The 16,898-nt window shown below is 73.9% G+C and carries 16 protein-coding genes; 4 read left to right on the top strand and 12 right to left on the bottom strand.

From position 1 onward, the window contains the following. Positions 1–893 (bottom strand): MFS transporter (locus E1300_RS19960; protein ID WP_131758535.1); only part of this gene is annotated, 893 nt, incomplete at its 3' end. Between the two features lie 88 nt (positions 894–981). Here E1300_RS19960 and E1300_RS19955 point away from each other — a divergent pair. The 3 genes from E1300_RS19955 (at position 982) to E1300_RS19945 (ending at position 4,138) form a co-directional block, all read left to right on the top strand. Further along, entirely contained in the window at positions 982–2,073 is a 1,092-nt protein-coding gene (locus E1300_RS19955; RefSeq protein ID WP_131758534.1) for a LacI family DNA-binding transcriptional regulator, read from the top strand. A 92-nt stretch (positions 2,074–2,165) separates the two neighbouring features. Next, on the top strand, positions 2,166–3,041 hold the full coding sequence (locus E1300_RS19950; RefSeq protein WP_242619261.1) for an oxygenase MpaB family protein: 876 nt from the start codon (positions 2,166–2,168) through the stop codon (positions 3,039–3,041). Between the two features lie 20 nt (positions 3,042–3,061). Then, a complete protein-coding gene (locus tag E1300_RS19945) occupies positions 3,062–4,138 on the top strand; it encodes a hypothetical protein (RefSeq protein ID WP_131758533.1) in 1,077 nt (358 codons plus the stop codon). 78 nt (positions 4,139–4,216) lie between these two features. Here E1300_RS19945 and E1300_RS19940 read toward each other — a convergent pair whose 3' ends face one another. From E1300_RS19940 to E1300_RS19915, 6 genes are all read right to left on the bottom strand, one after another. Next, complete coding sequence (locus E1300_RS19940) at positions 4,217–6,985, bottom strand: DEAD/DEAH box helicase (RefSeq protein WP_131758532.1); 2,769 nt, start codon at positions 6,983–6,985, stop codon at positions 4,217–4,219. A 162-nt stretch (positions 6,986–7,147) separates the two neighbouring features. Continuing rightward, positions 7,148–8,008 carry a twin-arginine translocase subunit TatC gene (gene tatC, locus E1300_RS19935; RefSeq protein WP_131758545.1) on the bottom strand — a complete coding sequence of 287 codons (861 nt, stop codon included), beginning with the start codon at positions 8,006–8,008 and terminating at the stop codon, positions 7,148–7,150. A gap of 49 nt (positions 8,009–8,057) precedes the next feature. Beyond that, the gene (tatA, locus tag E1300_RS19930) at positions 8,058–8,423 is read right to left on the bottom strand and encodes a Sec-independent protein translocase subunit TatA (protein ID WP_131758531.1); all 366 of its coding nucleotides are present in this window, start codon (positions 8,421–8,423) and stop codon (positions 8,058–8,060) included. A 26-nt stretch (positions 8,424–8,449) separates the two neighbouring features. Further along, on the bottom strand, positions 8,450–8,671 hold the full coding sequence (locus E1300_RS19925; RefSeq protein ID WP_242619260.1) for a hypothetical protein: 222 nt from the start codon (positions 8,669–8,671) through the stop codon (positions 8,450–8,452). Positions 8,672–8,694: 23 nt separating this feature from the next. After that, a complete protein-coding gene (locus E1300_RS19920) occupies positions 8,695–9,729 on the bottom strand; it encodes a helix-turn-helix transcriptional regulator (protein WP_131758530.1) in 1,035 nt (344 codons plus the stop codon). After that, positions 9,726–10,787 (bottom strand): helix-turn-helix transcriptional regulator, encoded by a 1,062-nt coding sequence (locus E1300_RS19915; protein ID WP_131758529.1) that lies wholly within the window; start codon positions 10,785–10,787, stop codon positions 9,726–9,728. The genes E1300_RS19920 and E1300_RS19915 overlap by 4 nt, the downstream gene beginning before the upstream one ends. 84 nt (positions 10,788–10,871) lie before the next feature. Here E1300_RS19915 and E1300_RS19910 point away from each other — a divergent pair, with 84 nt between their 5' ends. Next, positions 10,872–11,954: a DUF3866 family protein gene (locus tag E1300_RS19910; protein ID WP_207399854.1), complete on the top strand. Its 1,083-nt coding sequence runs from the start codon at positions 10,872–10,874 to the stop codon at positions 11,952–11,954. A gap of 90 nt (positions 11,955–12,044) precedes the next feature. Here E1300_RS19910 and E1300_RS19905 read toward each other — a convergent pair whose 3' ends face one another. From E1300_RS19905 to prcA, 5 genes are all read right to left on the bottom strand, one after another. After that, the gene (locus E1300_RS19905) at positions 12,045–12,578 is read right to left on the bottom strand and encodes a DUF3291 domain-containing protein (RefSeq protein ID WP_131758528.1); all 534 of its coding nucleotides are present in this window, start codon (positions 12,576–12,578) and stop codon (positions 12,045–12,047) included. A gap of 33 nt (positions 12,579–12,611) precedes the next feature. Beyond that, the gene (locus tag E1300_RS19900) at positions 12,612–13,277 is read right to left on the bottom strand and encodes a helix-turn-helix transcriptional regulator (RefSeq protein WP_131758527.1); all 666 of its coding nucleotides are present in this window, start codon (positions 13,275–13,277) and stop codon (positions 12,612–12,614) included. 269 nt (positions 13,278–13,546) lie between these two features. Then, positions 13,547–14,479, bottom strand: coding sequence for an FKBP-type peptidyl-prolyl cis-trans isomerase (locus E1300_RS19895; protein ID WP_131758526.1), 933 nt, complete (start codon positions 14,477–14,479; stop codon positions 13,547–13,549). A 145-nt stretch (positions 14,480–14,624) separates the two neighbouring features. Further along, the gene (pafA, locus tag E1300_RS19890; RefSeq protein WP_131758525.1) at positions 14,625–15,983 is read right to left on the bottom strand and encodes a Pup--protein ligase; all 1,359 of its coding nucleotides are present in this window, start codon (positions 15,981–15,983) and stop codon (positions 14,625–14,627) included. Between the two features lie 160 nt (positions 15,984–16,143). Beyond that, positions 16,144–16,890: a proteasome subunit alpha gene (prcA, locus tag E1300_RS19885; RefSeq protein WP_131758524.1), complete on the bottom strand. Its 747-nt coding sequence runs from the start codon at positions 16,888–16,890 to the stop codon at positions 16,144–16,146. Positions 16,891–16,898 lie beyond the last annotated feature (8 nt).

Below are 16,898 nucleotides of genomic sequence, written 5' to 3'. Positions count from 1 at the left end.
AGGGTCGCCGCCGCCTCGCCGGTGGCGAGCGCGGCGCCGAACCCGGCGGCGGCCACCGCCGCGAGGGTCCGGACGACGCGGACCGGTCCGAACGCCGCGACGAGCCGGTCCCCGGCGAGCCGTCCGGCGGTCATCGTGACGGCGAAGGCGACGTAGCCGGCGCCCGCGGTGCCGGGGCCGGCGTCCAGGACGTCCCGCAGGTAGACGGCGCTCCAGTCGGCGGCGGCGCCCTCCGACAGCAGGGCCGCGAACGCGAGCGCGCTGAGCAGGAGCAGCGGGCGGGTGGGGCGGGCGAACGCGGGGCCGCCCGCCTGCGCGTCGGCGTCCGCGGGCAGCAGCGCCCGCGAGACCGCGACGCCGATGACGAGGGCGGCCGCGCCCGTCCCGGCGAGGTGGGCGGGGACGGGCAGGCCGTGGTGCGCGGCGGCCGATCCGGCGACGGCGCCGGCCAGCGCGCCGCCGCTGAAGCTGGCGTGCAGCCCGGACATGATCGGCCGCCCGTAGCGGTGCTGGACGGTCATCCCGGCGCTGTTCATGGCGACGTCCAGGGTGCCGAGGGCCGCGCCCCACGCGGTGAGGGCCGCGAACAGCGCGCCCCACGTCCCGGCGAGGCCGATGAGGCCGGGCAGGACGCAGAACGCGGCGAGCGACGCCCGGGTCACGGGGCGGCTGCCGAGCCGCGCGACGAGCGCCCCGGCCACCGCCATCGCCGCGACCGAGCCGAGCGCGGGCCCGGCGAGCGCGGCGCCGAGGGCGGCGTCGCCGAGCCCGAGGCGGTCCTTGACCTCGGGGATGCGCGGCACCCAGGACGCGAACACCGCGCCGTTCAGGAAGAACACCGCGGTCACGGCCCACCGCGCCGCCCGCACCGCCCGCCCGGGTCGTGCCGCCACCGCCGCGCCTCCTCGTGTTGACCGGTAAACACGAGCAGCCTACGGACTATCCTGTTGACCGGTCAACCGCGATTCCGGGAGGTGCGGTGTGGCGACGCTGCGGGACGTGGCGGCCGCCGTGGGCGTCTCGCACACGACGGTGTCCAACGCCTACCACCGTCCGGAGAAGCTGTCGGGGGCGCTGCGCGAGCGGATCCTGCGGACGGCGCGCGAGCTCGGCTACCCCGGGCCGAACCCCCTCGCCGCGGGTCTCGCGACGCGGCGGGCGGGCGCGGTGGGGGTGCTGTTCACCGAGGCGCTGTCGTACGCGTTCACCGATCCGGCGGCGGTGCTGTTCCTCCAGGGCGTGGCGGGCACGAGCGAATTGGCGGACGTGGGCCTGACGCTGATCCCGGCGCCGCCCGAGTCGCCGTCCGCCGGGGAGTGGGCGTCGGACGCCGTGCGCCGCGCGGTGGTGGACGGGTTCCTGGCGTACTCGCTGTCGGACGACCATCCCGGGGTGGTCGCGGCGCGGGCGCGGGGCCTGCCGCTGGTCGTGGTGGACGAGCCGGAGCCGCGTCCGGGCGACGGGGTCCCGTTCGTGTACGTCGACGACCGGGACGGGGCCCGGCAGGCCGCGGCGCACCTGGCGGGCCTGGGGCACCGGCGGGTCGCGGTGCTCGCCGACCGGCTGGCGGCGGACGGGCGGTCGGGCCCGGCGGACGGGGCGCGGCTGGGCGCGGTGACGTACGCGGTGGTGCGGCACCGCCTGGCGGGCTACCTGGACGCGCTCCCTGCGGGGTCCCGGCCGCCGGTGGTGGAGTGCGGCGGGAACAGCGCGGAGCTCGGCCGGGCGGCGGCGCTCGGGTTGCTGGCGGGTCCGCCGGAGGAGCGGCCGACGGCGATCCTCGCGATCACCGACCGGCTGGCGGAGGGCGCGCTCGCGGCGGCGCGCGAGCTCGGCGTCGCGGTACCGGGCGAGTTGTCGGTGGTGGGGTTCGACGACCTCCCCCCGGCGGCCGCCGCGGTGCCGCCGCTGACCACCGTCCGGCAGCCGCTGGTGCGCAAGGGCGAGGTCGCGGCGCGGATGCTGCTCGACCTGATCGCCGGCGCGGCCCCCGGGGCGGGCGGGGCGCCGGAGCGGGTGCGGCTGCCGGCGGAGCTGGTCGTCCGGTCGACGACGGCGCCGCCCGCCCGCTGATACCGGACGCCCCCGCCGCTTATTGACGTGATGCCAATAATTGGGAATCATGCCGGTACCGGATCAGGCCGCCGTCCCCCCGGGAGGTCCCCGTGCCCACCGCACCCGAGGTCCCGCTGCGCGAGCGCCTGGCCGACCGGTCGGTGCTCCAGGCGCTCGCCGCCGAGCCGCTGGTGGGGCTCGGCGCGGGCCGCGCCCTGCTGATGCAGCTCGCGCATCCGGGCGTCGCGAAGGGCGTCGCCGAGCACAGCGACTTCTCCGAGCGCCCGCTCGCGCGGCTGTTCGGGACGCTCGACTTCCTGCTCGTCGTCACGTTCGGGGACGAGGAGGACGTCGAGCGCATCGCCGCGAAGGTCCGGGGCGTCCACGGGACGGTGAAGGGCGAGGGCTACTCGGGCAACGACCCGGACCTCCAGCTGTGGGTGAACGCGACCCTCATCGACTCGGCGCTGTACGTCTACGAGCACCTGATGCGCCCGGACGCCGACGAGGAGGACCTGTCGGAGGCCTACTACCGGCAGGCCAGGATCGTCGCGGAGGTGCTGGGCTGCCCGCTGGAGTCCCAGCCGCCGGATCTCGCCGCGTTCCGCGCGTACGTGGCGGAGACCCTGGAGTCGCTGCGGGTCGGCGACGAGGCGCGGGAGGTGGCGGAGGCGGTGCTGTGGCCGCGGCGGCTGCGGCTGCTGGCGCCCGGCCTCGCGGTGTTCCGGCTCGTGACGATCGCGCTGCTGCCGGAGGCGCTGCGGGAGCAGTACGGGCTGCCGTGGAGCCACAACCGGCGGCGGGCGGCGGACCTGGTGCTGCGGACGGCCGCCGACGTGCACCATCTGACGCCGAGATGGCTGCGGCGCCCGCCGCGTCCGGTGCTCGTCCGGCTGGCCCGGTACCGGGTCGACCGGACGCTGGCGCACCGCCGGGAGCGGCGCCGCCGCACCCGCCGCCCCTCCGGCGTCCGCGCCGGCCGCTGAGCGAGGCGGGAGGAGGCGTCATGCTCGGTGTCTACGCCGACCTGCCGTGGTCGTACGCGGCGGGCGCGGGGATCGCCCTCGCCGCCGCCCACCAGCTCCGCGGCGCCCGCCACACCGTCCCGTCCCCGCCCGCCGTTACCTCCGGGGCACCGTCAGCCCGCACGGCCGAGCCACCAGCTTCAGCCGCGCCCTCCACCCGCCCCACCGCGACTACCGGCTCGTCCACGCCCTCCACCCGTCCCGCCGGAATCATCGGCTCGTCCGCGCCCTCTGCCCGCCCCGCCGTGCTTACCGGCTCGTCTGCGACTTTCGCGCGGTCGGCGGTGGAGGGCCCTCCGGTGGGACGGGCTCCGCGTGTGACCGGCGCGGCGGGCGGGCGGCATTTCGCGCTGGCCATGGCGTACAGCGTGCTGATCTTCGTGCCGGCGAGCCTGTTCGTGGCGCACCGGTACCCGCAGTGGGCGACGGCGCAGCACGAGGACGCCCTGTCGCGGGAGGCTCTGGCATGGCTCGGGGCGGCGGAGGTGGCGCTGACGGCGGCGGGGTTCCTGGTGGCACGGGCGCTGCTGGTGGCGGGACGGATCCGGTGGGCGGTCTGCCAGGTGATCCTCGGGTGCCTGCTGCTGTGCCTCGCGGTCGTCCACGGGCGGGACGGTGACGGCTGGAAGCGGTTCCTGTCGTCCGACCGGGACGACTACGCCCGTTTCCCGCGGTTCCTGCACGTCGCGGACATCGGGCCGATCGCCGGCCATGTGGCGGGTTTCCTGACGTCGGGGCTCGCCGTCGTCCTGTACACGACGGGTGCCGTGGTCCTCGGCACGCTGGGCGTGGTCATGGGGCTGCTGCACCAGTTCGGGCTGACCGACGCAGGCGCGGACGGTCCGGGGCCGCTGCGGGCGGCGCTGGTCGCAGCGGTGGTGGGGGGCGGCGCGCTGGTGCTGGCGGTGCTGGTGTCGGCGCTGGTGTCGGGGGGGGGGGGGGTGGCGCTGGCGGCGGTGCTGCCGGTGCTGTGGCTCGCGGTCGCCGCGCGCGGCGCGTTCGCGACCGTGGTGATCACCGATCTGGGGCTTCCCGCCGAGCACGATCCGGCGGTGTGAGGCGTCCCGGCCCGCACGCGCCGCGGGCCGGGCGGCGGCGTCCCCGGCCGCGCATGACGCGGCCGGGGACCCGTGGGGTCAGGTGACGGAGGAGTAGGCGACGACGCCGCGGCGCATGGCGTCCATGGCGCGGCGGGCGGTCTTGCGGATGTGGCTGTTGGGCGGGGCGGCGTCGGCGATCTGGCCGAGGAGGTCGAGGAGCTGCTTGACGGCGCGGACGAAGTCGCCGGCGGTCAGGTCGCTTTCGAGGAGGACCTCGTCGAGGTCGTCGCCCCGGGCCCAGCGGTGGGCGGTCCAGGCGAACCCGAGGTCGGGTTCGCGGAGGAAGGAGACGCGGTTGTCCTTCTCGACGGCGTCGAGGGTGCCCCAGAGCCGCACCATGGCGGCGAGGGCGTCCTGGGCGGCGCCGGGCGGGGTGCGGGGCGGGGCGGCGTCGTCGGGCTGCCGGGACTCGTAGACGAGCGCGGACACGCACGCGGCGAGCTCGGCGTGGTCGAGGTGCTCCCAGAGGCCCTCGCGGAGGCTCTCGGCGGTGAGGAGGTCGAGCTCGTTGTAGATGCGGCCGAGGCGGCGGCCCTCGTCGGTGACGGAGTCGCCGCGCAGGTAGCCGAGCTGTTCGAGGACGGCGCAGACGCGGTCGAAGGTGCGGGCGATGACCTGGGAGCGGCCCTCGACGCGGCGGCGGAGCTGCTCGGTCTCGCGTTCGAGGCGGTAGAAGCGCTCGGCCCAGCGGGCGTGGTCTTCGCGTTCGGCGCAGCCGTGGACGGGGTGGCGGCGCAGTTCGGTGCGGAGCCGGCCGATCTCGGCGTCGTCGGCGGCGGGCGTGTCGCCGCGGCCGCGGCGGCGTTCGCGGACGTCGTCGGGGACCTTGTTGCGGAGGGTGGAGGCGAGGTCGCGGCGGTCCTGGGGGTTGCGGGGGCTGAACGACTTGGGGATGCGGATCCGCTCGACGGGTTCGACGGCGCGGGGGAAGTCCTGGATGGAGAGGCGCTGCACGGACCGGTTGACGGTGAGGACGAGCGGCGCGGGCCCGTCGGAGCGGCGGCCGACGCCGGGGTCGAGGACGACGGCGAGGCCGGAGCGGCGGCCGGAGGGGACGAGGATGACGTCGCCGGGCCGCAGGTGCTCCAGAGATTTGGCGGCCTCGGCGCGGCGGGCGGTGGACCGCTCGCGCGACAGGTCGGCCTCGCGGTCGGACAGGCGGCGGCGGAGCGCGGCGTACTCCATGAAGTCGCCGAGGTGGCATTCGGCGGCCTTGGCGTAGCCGGCGAGGGCCTCCTCGTTCTTGCGGACCTGGCGGGCGAGGCCGACGACGGCGCGGTCGGCCTGGAACTGCGCGAACGACTCCTCAAGGAGGGTGCGGGCGCGTTCGACGCCGACGGCGCCGACGAGGTTGACGGCCATGTTGTAGGAGGGCCGGAAGCTGGAGTTGAGGGGGTAGGTGCGGGTGCCGGCGAGGCCGGCGACGGAGGCGGGTTCGACGCTCGGGCCCCACACGACGACGGCGTGGCCCTCGACGTCGATGCCGCGGCGCCCGGCGCGTCCGGTGAGCTGGGTGTACTCGCCGGGGGTGAGGTCGACGTGGGCTTCGCCGTTCCACTTGTCGAGCTTCTCGATGACGACGGTGCGGGCGGGCATGTTGATGCCGAGCGCGAGGGTCTCGGTGGCGAACACGGCCTTGATCAGCCCGCGGGTGAACAGCTCCTCGACGATCTCCTTGAAGGTGGGGAGCATCCCGGCGTGGTGGGCGGCGACGCCGCGTTCGAGGGCGTCGAGGAAGTCGTCGTAGCCGAGGATGCGGAGGTCCTCGGGGGTGATGTCGGCGGTGCGGAGCTCGACGTGCGCGCGGATCTCCTCGGCCTCCTCCTTGGAGGTGAGGCGGGTGCCGGCGTGCAGGCACTGGAGGACCGCGGCGTCGCAGCCGGCGCGGCTGAAGATGAACGTGATCGCGGGGAGGAGGCCGGCGCGTTCGAGGCGGTCGATGACGTCGGGGCGGGCGGGCGGCCGGAACCGCTGGGGGCGGGGGGCGCGGCGGCGCCCGGTGCGGCGGCCCTGGTTGATCTTGGCGCGGCGGACCTCGTCGACGGCCATGCGGGTGAGCTGGGGGTTGAGGCGGGCCTGCCGGTCCCTGCCCTTGCCGGTGTCGACGAACAGGTCGTAGAGGCGGGTGCCGACGAGCATGTGCTGGAACAGCGGGACGGGCCGGTGCTCGTCGACGATCACGGCGGTGTCGCCGCGGACCTCGTGGAGCCATTCGCCGAACTCCTCGGCGTTGGACACGGTCGCCGACAGCGCCACGATCCGGACGGAGTCCGGCACGTGGATGATCACTTCTTCCCAGACGGCGCCGCGGAACCGGTCGGCGAGGTAGTGGACCTCGTCCATGACGACGAACGCGAGGCCGGTGAGGGTGGGGGACGCGGCGTAGAGCATGTTCCGCAGGACCTCGGTCGTCATGACGACGATCGGGGCCTCGCCGTTGACGCTGTTGTCGCCGGTGAGCAGCCCGACCTTCTCGGGGCCGTAGCGGCGGACGAGGTCGGCGTACTTCTGGTTCGACAGCGCCTTGATCGGCGTGGTGTAGAAGCACTTGGCGCCGCCGGTGAGGGCGAGGTGGACGGCGAACTCCCCCACCACGGTCTTGCCGGAGCCGGTGGGCGCCGCGACCAGGACGCCGCTGCCGTCCTCGAGAGCCCGGCACGCCTCGATCTGGAAGGGGTCCAGCTCGAAGTCGTAGAGCGTCCGGAAGTCCAGCAGGGCTGGGCCGTTCCCGGCGGTGCGCCTGCGGTAGGCGGCGTACCGCTGCGCCGGGGTCTGGTCGGCCGACGTGGTGTCGGGGGTGGTCATGCCTTCGAGCCTACGGTTTCGACCGGCCCGATTCCCAATTCGGGGCCCGTTTCCCTGCGGCGTTCGCGCGGGGCGCAGAACGCGGCGCGCGGCCGGGCGCCGGACGCGGGGCAGCCGCAGCAGACGTGGCGGGCGTGGCGGGCGCGGCGCGGGGTGGCGGGGTCAGCGGGCGCGGTCGCCCTTCTCCAGTTCGGCGTCGATCGCCTCAAGGTCGAGAGGGGACGCCTCGTCGTCGGACAGGCCCGCGTAGGGGTCGGGGGCGCGGTCCCGGCGGCGGTCGTGGACGAACGCGATGACCTCGGCGATCTCGAACAGCACGACGGTCGGCAGCGCCAGCGCCAGCATGGTGAAGGGGTCCTGGCTGGGGGTGGCGACGGCCGCGAACAGGAAGATCCCGAACAGCAGCAGGCGGCGGGACTTGCGGATCCGCTCGTGGGTGAGGACCCCGACGATGTTCAGCATGACGACGAACAGCGGCAGCTCGAACGTCAGCCCGAAGATCAGCAACATCGCCTGGGCGTAGCCGAGGTAGTCCTGGACGCCGACGAGGACGGTGGTGTCGCCCGGCGCGAGCCCGATGAAGATCTGCAGGCCCTTGTCCATCGTCAGGTAGGCGAGGGCGCCGCCGGCGAGGAACAGCGGCACGGCCGCCGACAGGAAGATGTACGTCCAGCGGCGCTCGCGCTGGTAGAGGCCGGGGGCGACGAACGCCCAGATCTGGTAGAGCCAGATCGGGGACGACAGCAGCGCCCCGACGATCAGCGCGACCTTCAGGTGGATGAAGAACCCGTCGAAGATCCCGTGCACGACGAGGTCGCAGTGCCCGCCGATGCAGTGGTCGGCGGGGATCCGGGTGTAGGGCTTCTTCAGGAAGTCCCAGATGGGGTCGAACAGGATCCAGCCGACGAGCGCGCCCGCCACCAGACCGAGGATCGCCTTGATCAGCCGGTTGCGCAGCTCACGGAGGTGCTCCATGAGGGGCATGCGGCCGTCGGGGTCGGCGTGCTGCCTGCTCGTCTTCATCGTGGGCATTCAGGCTCGGGTGGCGGATGGGGCGGGCGGGGCGGGCGGGTCAGCCCTTGCGGACCTGGCCGGGGTCGGAGACGGGGACGCCCTGGATGGGCTCGCCGGAGCCGAGCGCGCCGCGGCTGCGGGCGGTGTCGCCCGCGGCGGCCTCGCGTTCGAGGCGGGCGGCCTCCTCGCGGAGCCGGGCGGCCCGGTCGCGGGCGTCGGCCTGCGCCGCGGCGGGACGGTCCGCCTGCGCCTGGGCCGGTGCCTTGTCGTCGCCGTCGTCGTCGTGCAGGCCCTTGGTCTCGGCCTTCAGGATGCGCGCGGACTTGCCCAGAGACCGGGCGAGCTGCGGGAGCTTCGCCGATCCGAACAGCAGCAGTACGACTGCCAGGATGATCAGAATTTCGGTCGTGCCAAGTCCAGCCATGACATTCCTTCTCAGCAGGGTGGTCCTCAGGACGATCGTACGCCGTCCCCGGGCGCTTGTGGCCCGCGAGTACCGTTGAGATCATCGAGTTCATCGCGCAGCGCCGACTGTTTCGGTGCGAGCCGCCGCCTGGTGCGTTCCAGTTCACGTCCGAACCGCCGGACGCCCATGTACACCCGGAACGAGCAGTACGCGAGCACGGCCAGGCCGACGAAGCCCAGCGACACCGACACGGGGATCCACGCCACGGCGGCCACGCTAGCGGACGCCGTCACGCCATGCCGTACCGGGCCAGGGCGCGGGCGGCGTCGTCGCGGACCCCGGCCGCCAGCGACGCGGGCGCCACGATGCGCCCCTGGTCGCCGAGCCGCAGCGCGAGGCCCCGCACCCACCGGGTGTCGGGGGTCCGCAGCACGACCCGCAGCCGGCCCTCGCCGAGCTCCTCGACGCTCTCGCACGGGTAGTAGTCGGCGACCCACCGGCCGCGCGGCGTCAGCTCCAGCGTCACCCGCACGTCCTCGGGGGACGGGCGGAACAGCCCCGCGTCCACGTCGATGGGCTCGGCGTCGTCGGGCACCTCGGCGGGCACGTCCAGCACCGACAGGCCCGCGATCCGGTCGAGCTTGAACAGCCGGACGGCCTCGGCGCGGCGGCACCAGCCCTCCAGGTAGGTGTTGCCCTCGACGACGAGCAGCCGCATCGGGTCGACGTCGCGCTCGGTGTTCTCGTCCCGCGCCGGGACGTAGTAGGTGAGGTGGACGCGGCGGCCGGCGGCGATCGCGTCGCGGAGCGCGCCGAGCACGGTCCGGTCGCCGCCCGGGCCCGCGGAGCCGGTGTGGGCGTCGACCTCCACGGCGACCTTGCTGGACACCGCGGCGGCGGCGCCGGCGGCGCTCTCCAGCTTCGCGATCACCCGGCTGAGCGCGTCGCGATCGTGCAGGTCGGGGATCCCGGCGAGCATCCGCAGCGCGACCAGCAGCGCGCTGGCCTCGTCGACCTTCAGCCGCAGCGGCCGCGCGATCGACTCGGCCTCCGCGACGGTGATCTCGCCGCCCTCGTAGGACAGGTCGATCGGGCAGTACGGGTCGGGCGCCCGCAGCTCCACGCACCACAGCAGGTTCAGGTCGTCGATCAGCTGCTTCTCGGTCACCCCGAACGCGGCGGCGGCCTCGCCGAGCGCCACCGAGTCGCGGTTCACCACGTACGGGACCAGCGCCAGCAGCCGCGCCAGCCGGTCGGTGGAGGTGCTCGCCGCCGGTTTCACCGCCGGCTTCGCCGCCGCCTTCGGCGTCGTCCTCGCGCTCATCGCCCGCTCACCGTCCCGTCCGCCGCCGTCTCGCTTACCGTGTCCGCCGCCGTGTCCGCTTCGCGCTCGGTGTCCCGTCCGGCGTGCTGGTCGGCGCCCGCGGCCAGCACCGCCTTCAGCTGCTGGATCACGGCCTCGCGCAGGTCGGGCGGGTCCAGCACGACGACGTCGTCGGCGAACCGGGCCAGGTAGGGCGCGAACCGGTCGACGTCGCGGAACGTCAGGACCGCCTCGTCCCAGGCGCCGTCGCCGACCGCGCGGACGTCCCGCGCCCACCGGCGGGGGCCCTGCGCGGCGCCCGCCCGCAGCCGGACGGTCGCCGGGCGCGGCTCCGACACCGGGTCGCCCCAGTCGAACGCGATGCGCCGCACGTCCACGCCCTCGGGGACGGTCACCGTCCCGGGCGGGCCGTCGGGGACGACGTCGCCGGTGATCCGGCTCAGCCGGAACACCCGCTGCTCGTCGCGGTCGCGGTCGAACCCGACGACGTACCAGCGGCCGCGGCGGCTCACCACGCCCCACGGCTCCAGGTGCCGCCGCGCCACCGACGTCCGCCCGATGCCCTGGTAGTCGAACGCGACCGGGCGGGCGTCGCGGACCGCCTCCCACAGCGCCGGGAACGCCGGGTCGCCGGTGTTCACCCGCGGCTCGATCCCGACGGCGGTGGTGACGTCGGTCTCGACCCCGGCCGCCCGCAGCTTCAGCAGCGCCCCGGAGGCGGCCTCCGCCATGCTGGCGCGCTGCCACACCCGCGCCGCGAGGCCGAGGACCGCCGCCTCGTCCGGGCTGAGATGGATGTCGGGGAGCTCGTAGGCCTGCGGCGGGATCCGGTAGCCGATCTCCTCGCCGCCCCCGCCCTGCTGGTCGCTGCCGACCTCCAGGGGCACGCCCAGCTCCCGCAGCTCCTCCTTGTCGCGCTCGAACATCCGCTTGAACGCCTCGTCGGAGTCGGGGTAGCCGGGCACCGCCCGGCGGATCTGCTCCGCCGTCAGATAGCGCCGGGTGGCGAGCAGGCAGACCACCAGGTTGAGCAGGCGCTCGGTCTTGCGCCGCGACACTTCGCCACCACCCCTTTCGCTCGGTGAGCCCGATCACCCGATCGTCCCCACGGCCCGTCGCCCAGGACGCTACCGTTTCCCGGTGTGATCCGATGGCGCAAAGGCACGGTTGAGGGCATCCGCCGCGAATGGCCGGGGGCGGTCGAGCTGGACGTCGTGATCGGGGGCGACGGCGCGCACCGGGCCCTGGCCTACCCCGAACTCGTCGGGCGGCCCGAACCGGGCGACACCGTCCTGCTCAACACTACGGCCTTGGCGATGGGACTCGGCACCGGCGGCTACGCCATGGTCGTCGCCGTCCCCGACCGGCTCCCGCCCGACCCGTCCGGCCCCGGCCACCTGGTCAAGGCCCGCTACACCCCGCTCCAGGCGACCGTCCTCGGCGCCGACGAGCAGGACTCCCCCCACCACGCCGTCCTCCGCGACGCCGACTCGCTCGGCGGCGCGCCCGTCGTCGTCGCCGACCTGCACTCGGCGCTCCCGCCGATCCTCGCGGGCCTCCTCGCCGCCCGCCCCGGCGCCCGCGTCGTCTACGTCATGCCGGACGGCGGTGCCCTGCCCGCCTGGTTCTCCATGTCCATCGCGCGGCTGAAGGACGCCGGCGCGCTCGCCGCGACCGTCACCGTCGGGCAGGCGTTCGGCGGCGACCTGGAGGCCGTCACCGTCCACACGGGCCTGCTCGCCGCGCGGCTCGTCCTGGACGCCGACGTGATCGTCCTCGCGCAGGGCCCGGGGAACCTCGGCACCGGCACCAAGTGGGGCTTCTCGGGCGTCTCGGCGGGCGAGGCGGTCAACGCCGCGTCCGTCCTCGACGGACGGCCCGTCGGCTCCCTGCGGGTCAGCGAGGGCGACAAGCGGGAACGCCACGTCGGCGTCTCGCACCACTCCCTCACCGCCTACGGGCGGGTCGCGCTCGCCCGCGCCGACATCCCCGTCCCCGAGCTCGGCGGCGCGTTCGGCGCCCGCGTCGCCGCGGACGCCGCCGCCCTCGGCGACCGCCACACCCTCGTCCCCGTGCCCGTGGACGGCCTGCGCGACGTCCTCGCGACCGCGGAGAAGGAGTGGGGCGTCCGGCTGTCCACGATGGGCCGCCGCCTCGACGAGGACCTCGCCTACTTCCTCACGGCCGCCGCCGCCGGCCGCCACACCGCGACCCTCCTCGACTGACCGACCGGGGCCCGCTGAACCGGGCCCGCCCGGCGGGCTGAGCGCACGGCCGGGGCTCAGCGCACGGCGGGGCTGAGCGGCGGCCGGGGCTCAGCGCACGGCGGGCGCGGCCTCGATCGCGCCCGCCGCCTCCGCCTCCGCCGCCGTGTACGACGAGTTGAACGTGAACGCGCGCGGCGACGGCCCCTGCGCGCGCAGCAGCGCGACCCGCGCCAGGCCCTCGTCCACGGTCGGGACGTATCCCGCCGGGATCCACCACAGCGCCAGGTGGGCCTCGACGTGCCGCTGGAACCACTCCCGGCGCCGCCGCATCGTCTCCAGGTGCCCGCTGCGGTACACGAAGTCCCAGAGCGCCTCGGACGTCTCCCACACCGAGAAGTTCACGATCACGTCGTCCCCGGCGGGCCGCATGCCGGTCGCGTCCGGCTGCCCCTCCTCGACGAGCCGCCACACGAACCCCGGCGTGCCGTCGGCGAGCGCGTTCACCGGGTCGAGGAGCGCGACGAAGTCCGCCATCCGCGGGTCGTCGAGCGGGAACCGGAGCGTGGCGAGGTTCATCTGGGCCAGGTGGAAGCGGGCGTCAGGGGCGTCAGGAGCGCCGTGGGCGTTCTGGGATGAGGTCATGGCGTTCAGCCCACCACGGCCCGGCCTTCTATGTCAATCCTCATTGTTTTTATTGGCGACGGCCGCGACGCAGCACCACCCCGGACGCGGATCCATCCGCACCCGCACCCCGTCCGACCCCTCCACCAGACCCTCCAGCAGCGCCAGGTTCATCCCGCACACCAGCGGCGGGAACTGCTCCGCCACCGCGTGGAACGGGCAGTTCCGCATCCGGATCACCGCCCCCTCCTCCGTCTCCTCCCGCACCGGCTCGTAACCCCGCCGCGCCAGGACCTCCCCCACCGCGTCCAGATCACCGCACGACTCCCCCGGCCCGCGCAGCGCCCGCCCCCGCCGCCGCGCCGCGTCCTGCACCTCCATGTCCAGCCCCACGGCCTCCGCCGCCTGCGCCAGCAGCTCCGCCGCCGTCCCGTAGTCCCGCGCCGGCACCGACACCCCGAGCTCCACCGCCGCCCGCCGGTACACCTTCGCCGGACGCCCCGCGCCCGGCCCCGACCGCCCCGTCAACCGCCGGCTGCCCACCTCCAGCAGCCCCGCCTCCGCCAGCCGGTCCAGATGGAACGCCGCCAGCGTCCGCTGCACGCCCACCGCCTCCGCCGCCTCGTTCCGGCCCACCTCGCGCCCCCGCGCGGCCACGAACTCGTACAGCCGCCGCCGCACCGGATCCTGCAGCAGCGCGATCGCCTCGATGTCCTCCACCTCGCCATTCTAAGAACAGCGCGACCACACGATAGAAACACCACCCCGGCCACCACGCCCAGGCCGCAGCCCCCCACTCAGCCCGGCTCAGCCCCGTCGCTACGGTCACGGCCCATCCGGACATGGGCCCCGCCAGCCCGGCAGAGCGGTCACCGCCGTCACGACTAGACGCGGCTGGCTACCCCCACACAGCCCGAGCAAAGGCGAAGGGCACGGGCGGAGCCGCCCGTGCCCTTCCCAACGCCGGCCTCGCGCCGGCGCGGCCGTCGTCAGTGCGCGCCGAGGATGTCGACCACGAACACCAGCGTGTCGCTCCCCTTGATCCCCGCCTGCGCCAAGCCCTTCGCCCCGTACCCCAGCGACGGCGGCACCACCAGCAGCATCCGGCTGCCGACCTTCTGCCCCATCAGGCCCTGGTCCCAGCCCTTCATCACCTGACCGGTCCCGATCGTCAACCCGCTCGGATGCCCCGCCGCCCACGACGAGTCGAACGACTTCCCGTCCCGCCAGAAGTACCCCGCGTACTGCACCGCCAGCACCTGGCCCTTCCGCACCGCCGGACCATCACCCCGCACCAGCGTCCGCACCTGCAACCCCTTCGGAGCCGCCACCCGCGGCACCGTCACCTGCGGCGCCCTGCCCGCCCCCGCGTCCACCACCTTCGGCAGCCGCGCGTCCGCCAGCGCCGCCTGCCGCTTCCCGCTCGCCGCCGCCGACTTCGAGTACACCCCGCGCACGTCCAGCACGTACACCAGCGAATCGCCCGCACCGATCTGCCGGGACGAATCGCCCTCCTTGCCGTACCCGTCCTTCGGCGGAATCGTCGCCACCACACGCGACCCCACCCGCGCCCCCTCGAACGCCTTCTGCAGCCCCGGCACCAGCCTCCACGTCGGGAACGCCTCCGGCCGGCCCGCCGCGAAACTGCTCGCCAGCAGCTTCCGCCCGCTCTTGCTCCACCGGTAGCCCACATAGTCGGCCACCACAAGATCACCCTTGTGCGCCGCCGGGCCCTTCCCCTTCGACAGCGTCTTCACCGCCAGCGCGTCACCCGGCGCACCCTTCGGAAACGACACATCCGGCAACCGCCCGAAATCACCCCGCACCGACACCTTCACGTCGGCGCCCCCCGAACAGGCGGACAGCAGAAGCGGCGCCGCGACGACGACGGCCGCGGACAGAGCAGAGAGACGACGGCGCATGCGGGTCCTAACACGAAGTGAACGCTGCTTGCTGGGCGCTCACCCTACCCGCCGCGCGACCCCCTGAGCAGGGCACCCGACCGCGTGTCGCACCACCGCCCCCACCCGCGCGGACGACACCCGCACGAGCGAGGACGGCGCCGCCTCACATCCCCGCGATCAGCTTGTCGACCCGCTCGTCCACCGACCGGAACGGATCCTTGCACAGCACCGTCCGCTGCGCCTGATCGTTCAGCTTCAGATGCACCCAGTCCACCGTGAAGTCACGCCGCTTCTCCTGCGCCTTCCGGATGAACTCGCCCCGCAGCCGCGCCCGCGTCGTCTGCGGCGGCACCGACTTCGCCTCGAAGATGTCCAGATCCCGCGACACCCGCTCCACCGACCCCCGCTTCTCCAGCAGGTAGTACAGGCCCCGGTCCCGATGCACATCGTGATACGCCAGATCCAGCTGCGCCACCCGCGGCGACGACAACGGCAGATCGTACTTCCGCCGGTACCGCTCGATCAGCTTGTACTTCGTCACCCAGTCGATCTCACGGGCCACCAGGTCCAGATCCCCCGTCTCCACCGCCCGCAGCGTCCGCTCCCACAGCTCCAGCACCCGCTTCGCCGTCGCGTCGCCACCCCGCGCGTCCACGAAGTCGCGCGCCTTCCCGAAGTACTCCTTCTGGATCTCCAGCGAACTCGCCTCCCGGCCGTTCGCCAACCGCACCTTCCGCCGGCCCGTCATGTCATGACTGACCTCGCGGATCGCCCGGATCGGGTTCTCCAGCGTCAGATCGCGCATGACCACGCCCGCCTCGATCATCCGCAGCACCAGATCGGTCGCCCCGACCTTCAGCAGCATCGTCGTCTCACTCATGTTCGAGTCACCGACGATCACATGCAGCCGCCGGAACCGCTCCGCGTCCGCATGCGGCTCGTCCCGCGTATTGATGATCGGCCGCGACCGCGTCGTCGCCGACGACACACCCTCCCAGATGTGCTCCGCCCGCTGCGACACGCAGTACACCGCCCCGCGCGGCGTCTGCAGCACCTTCCCCGCACCGCAGATGATCTGCCGCGTCACCAGGTACGGGATCAGGACATCGGCCAGCCGGCCGAACTCCCCATGCCGCCCCACCAGATAGTTCTCATGGCAGCCGTACGAGTTCCCCGCCGAGTCCGTGTTGTTCTTGAACAGGTAGATGTCACCCGCGATGCCCTCCTCCCGGAGCCGCCGCTCGGCATCGACCAGCAACCCCTCCAGGATCCGCTCGCCCGCCTTGTCATGCGTCACCAGATCCACGACCGAGTCGCACTCCGGCGTCGCATACTCCGGATGACTGCCCACGTCCAGGTACAGCCGCGCCCCGTTCCGCAGGAACACGTTGCTGCTCCGGCCCCACGACACCACACGGCGGAACAGATAGCGCGCCACCTCGTCCGGTGACAACCGCCGCTGACCGCGGAACGTACACGTGACGCCGTACTCGTTCTCAAGCCCGAAAATGCGCCTGTCCACACTGAGACCCTATGCGGCCCGACCCCGACTTGGCAGTCTCTCGCCCCCACCGTTTCCCCGACCCCACCGAAAAGCCCGCCGGAACCGGACGGCACCCGCCACCCGGCCCCGACGGGCCCACGCACACCGGACACCGCCTACACGGCACCCGCACACCCCATCAGGACTCGTCCGACCCCTCCGAAGCGTCCCCGGACCCGTCCGACCCTTCCGAGGGGTCGGACGCCGACGAACCGAGCAGATCCTCGATCCGCCGCGCCGTCAACCGCCGGAACAACCGGTGCTCCCGATTCCGGTCCAGCACCGCCACCTCCAGCGACTTCGCCTCCAGCCGGCGATCCGAATCCTGCGCCTCCAGCGCACGCACCGCCGTCCGCAACGCCTCCGCCAGCGGCGAACCCTCCCGATACCCGTCCTTCAGCGCCTGCGCCACCGCATCGGCCTGGCCCCCCATCGCCACATAACCGTGCTCGTCCGCCACCGACCCGTCGAACGTCAACCGGTAGATCTGGTCCGTCTCCGCGTCCTCCCCCACCTCCGCGACGACCAGCTCCACCTCGTACGGCTTGTTCGTCTCCGTGAAGATCGTCCCCAGCGACTGCGCGTACACGTTCGCCAGCCCCCGCGCCGTCACATCACGCCGGTCGTACTGATACCCGTTGATGTCCGCGTACCGGACACCCCCGAGCCGCAGATTCTCGAACTCGTTGTACTTCCCCACCGCCGCGAACGCGATCCGGTCATAGATCTCACTGATCTTGTGGAGCGCCCGCGACGGATTGTCCGCCACGAACAGGATGCCGTCGTCATACTGCAGCACCACGACACTGCGGCCACGCGAGATACCCTTCCGCGCGTAATCCGCCTTGTCCTTCATCTGCTGCTCGGGCGACACGTAGAACGGCATGGACACCG

Origin of the sequence: Actinomadura fibrosa, assembly GCF_900659615.1 — a bacterium.
Classification (GTDB): domain Bacteria; phylum Actinomycetota; class Actinomycetes; order Streptosporangiales; family Streptosporangiaceae; genus Spirillospora; species Spirillospora fibrosa.
The sequence above is the reverse complement of the archived record's forward strand: the minus strand, read 5'-3'. Positions and strand labels throughout refer to the sequence as shown.

Excerpts from the sequence above, each read along its gene's own strand:
- E1300_RS19920 (WP_131758530.1), bottom strand. The coding sequence starts at position 9,729 with ATGAGCGCGAGGACGACGCCGAAGGCGGCGGCGAAGCCGGCGGTGAAA.
- prcA (WP_131758524.1), bottom strand. The coding sequence starts at position 16,890 with ATGCCGTTCTACGTGTCGCCCGAGCAGCAGATGAAGGACAAGGCGGAT.
- E1300_RS19895 (WP_131758526.1), bottom strand. The coding sequence starts at position 14,479 with ATGCGCCGTCGTCTCTCTGCTCTGTCCGCGGCCGTCGTCGTCGCGGCG.
- tatC (WP_131758545.1), bottom strand. The coding sequence starts at position 8,008 with ATGAAGACGAGCAGGCAGCACGCCGACCCCGACGGCCGCATGCCCCTC.
- E1300_RS19940 (WP_131758532.1), bottom strand. The coding sequence starts at position 6,985 with ATGACCACCCCCGACACCACGTCGGCCGACCAGACCCCGGCGCAGCGG.
- tatA (WP_131758531.1), bottom strand. The coding sequence starts at position 8,423 with ATGGCTGGACTTGGCACGACCGAAATTCTGATCATCCTGGCAGTCGTA.
- E1300_RS19905 (WP_131758528.1), bottom strand. The coding sequence starts at position 12,578 with ATGACCTCATCCCAGAACGCCCACGGCGCTCCTGACGCCCCTGACGCC.
- E1300_RS19945 (WP_131758533.1), top strand. The coding sequence starts at position 3,062 with ATGCTCGGTGTCTACGCCGACCTGCCGTGGTCGTACGCGGCGGGCGCG.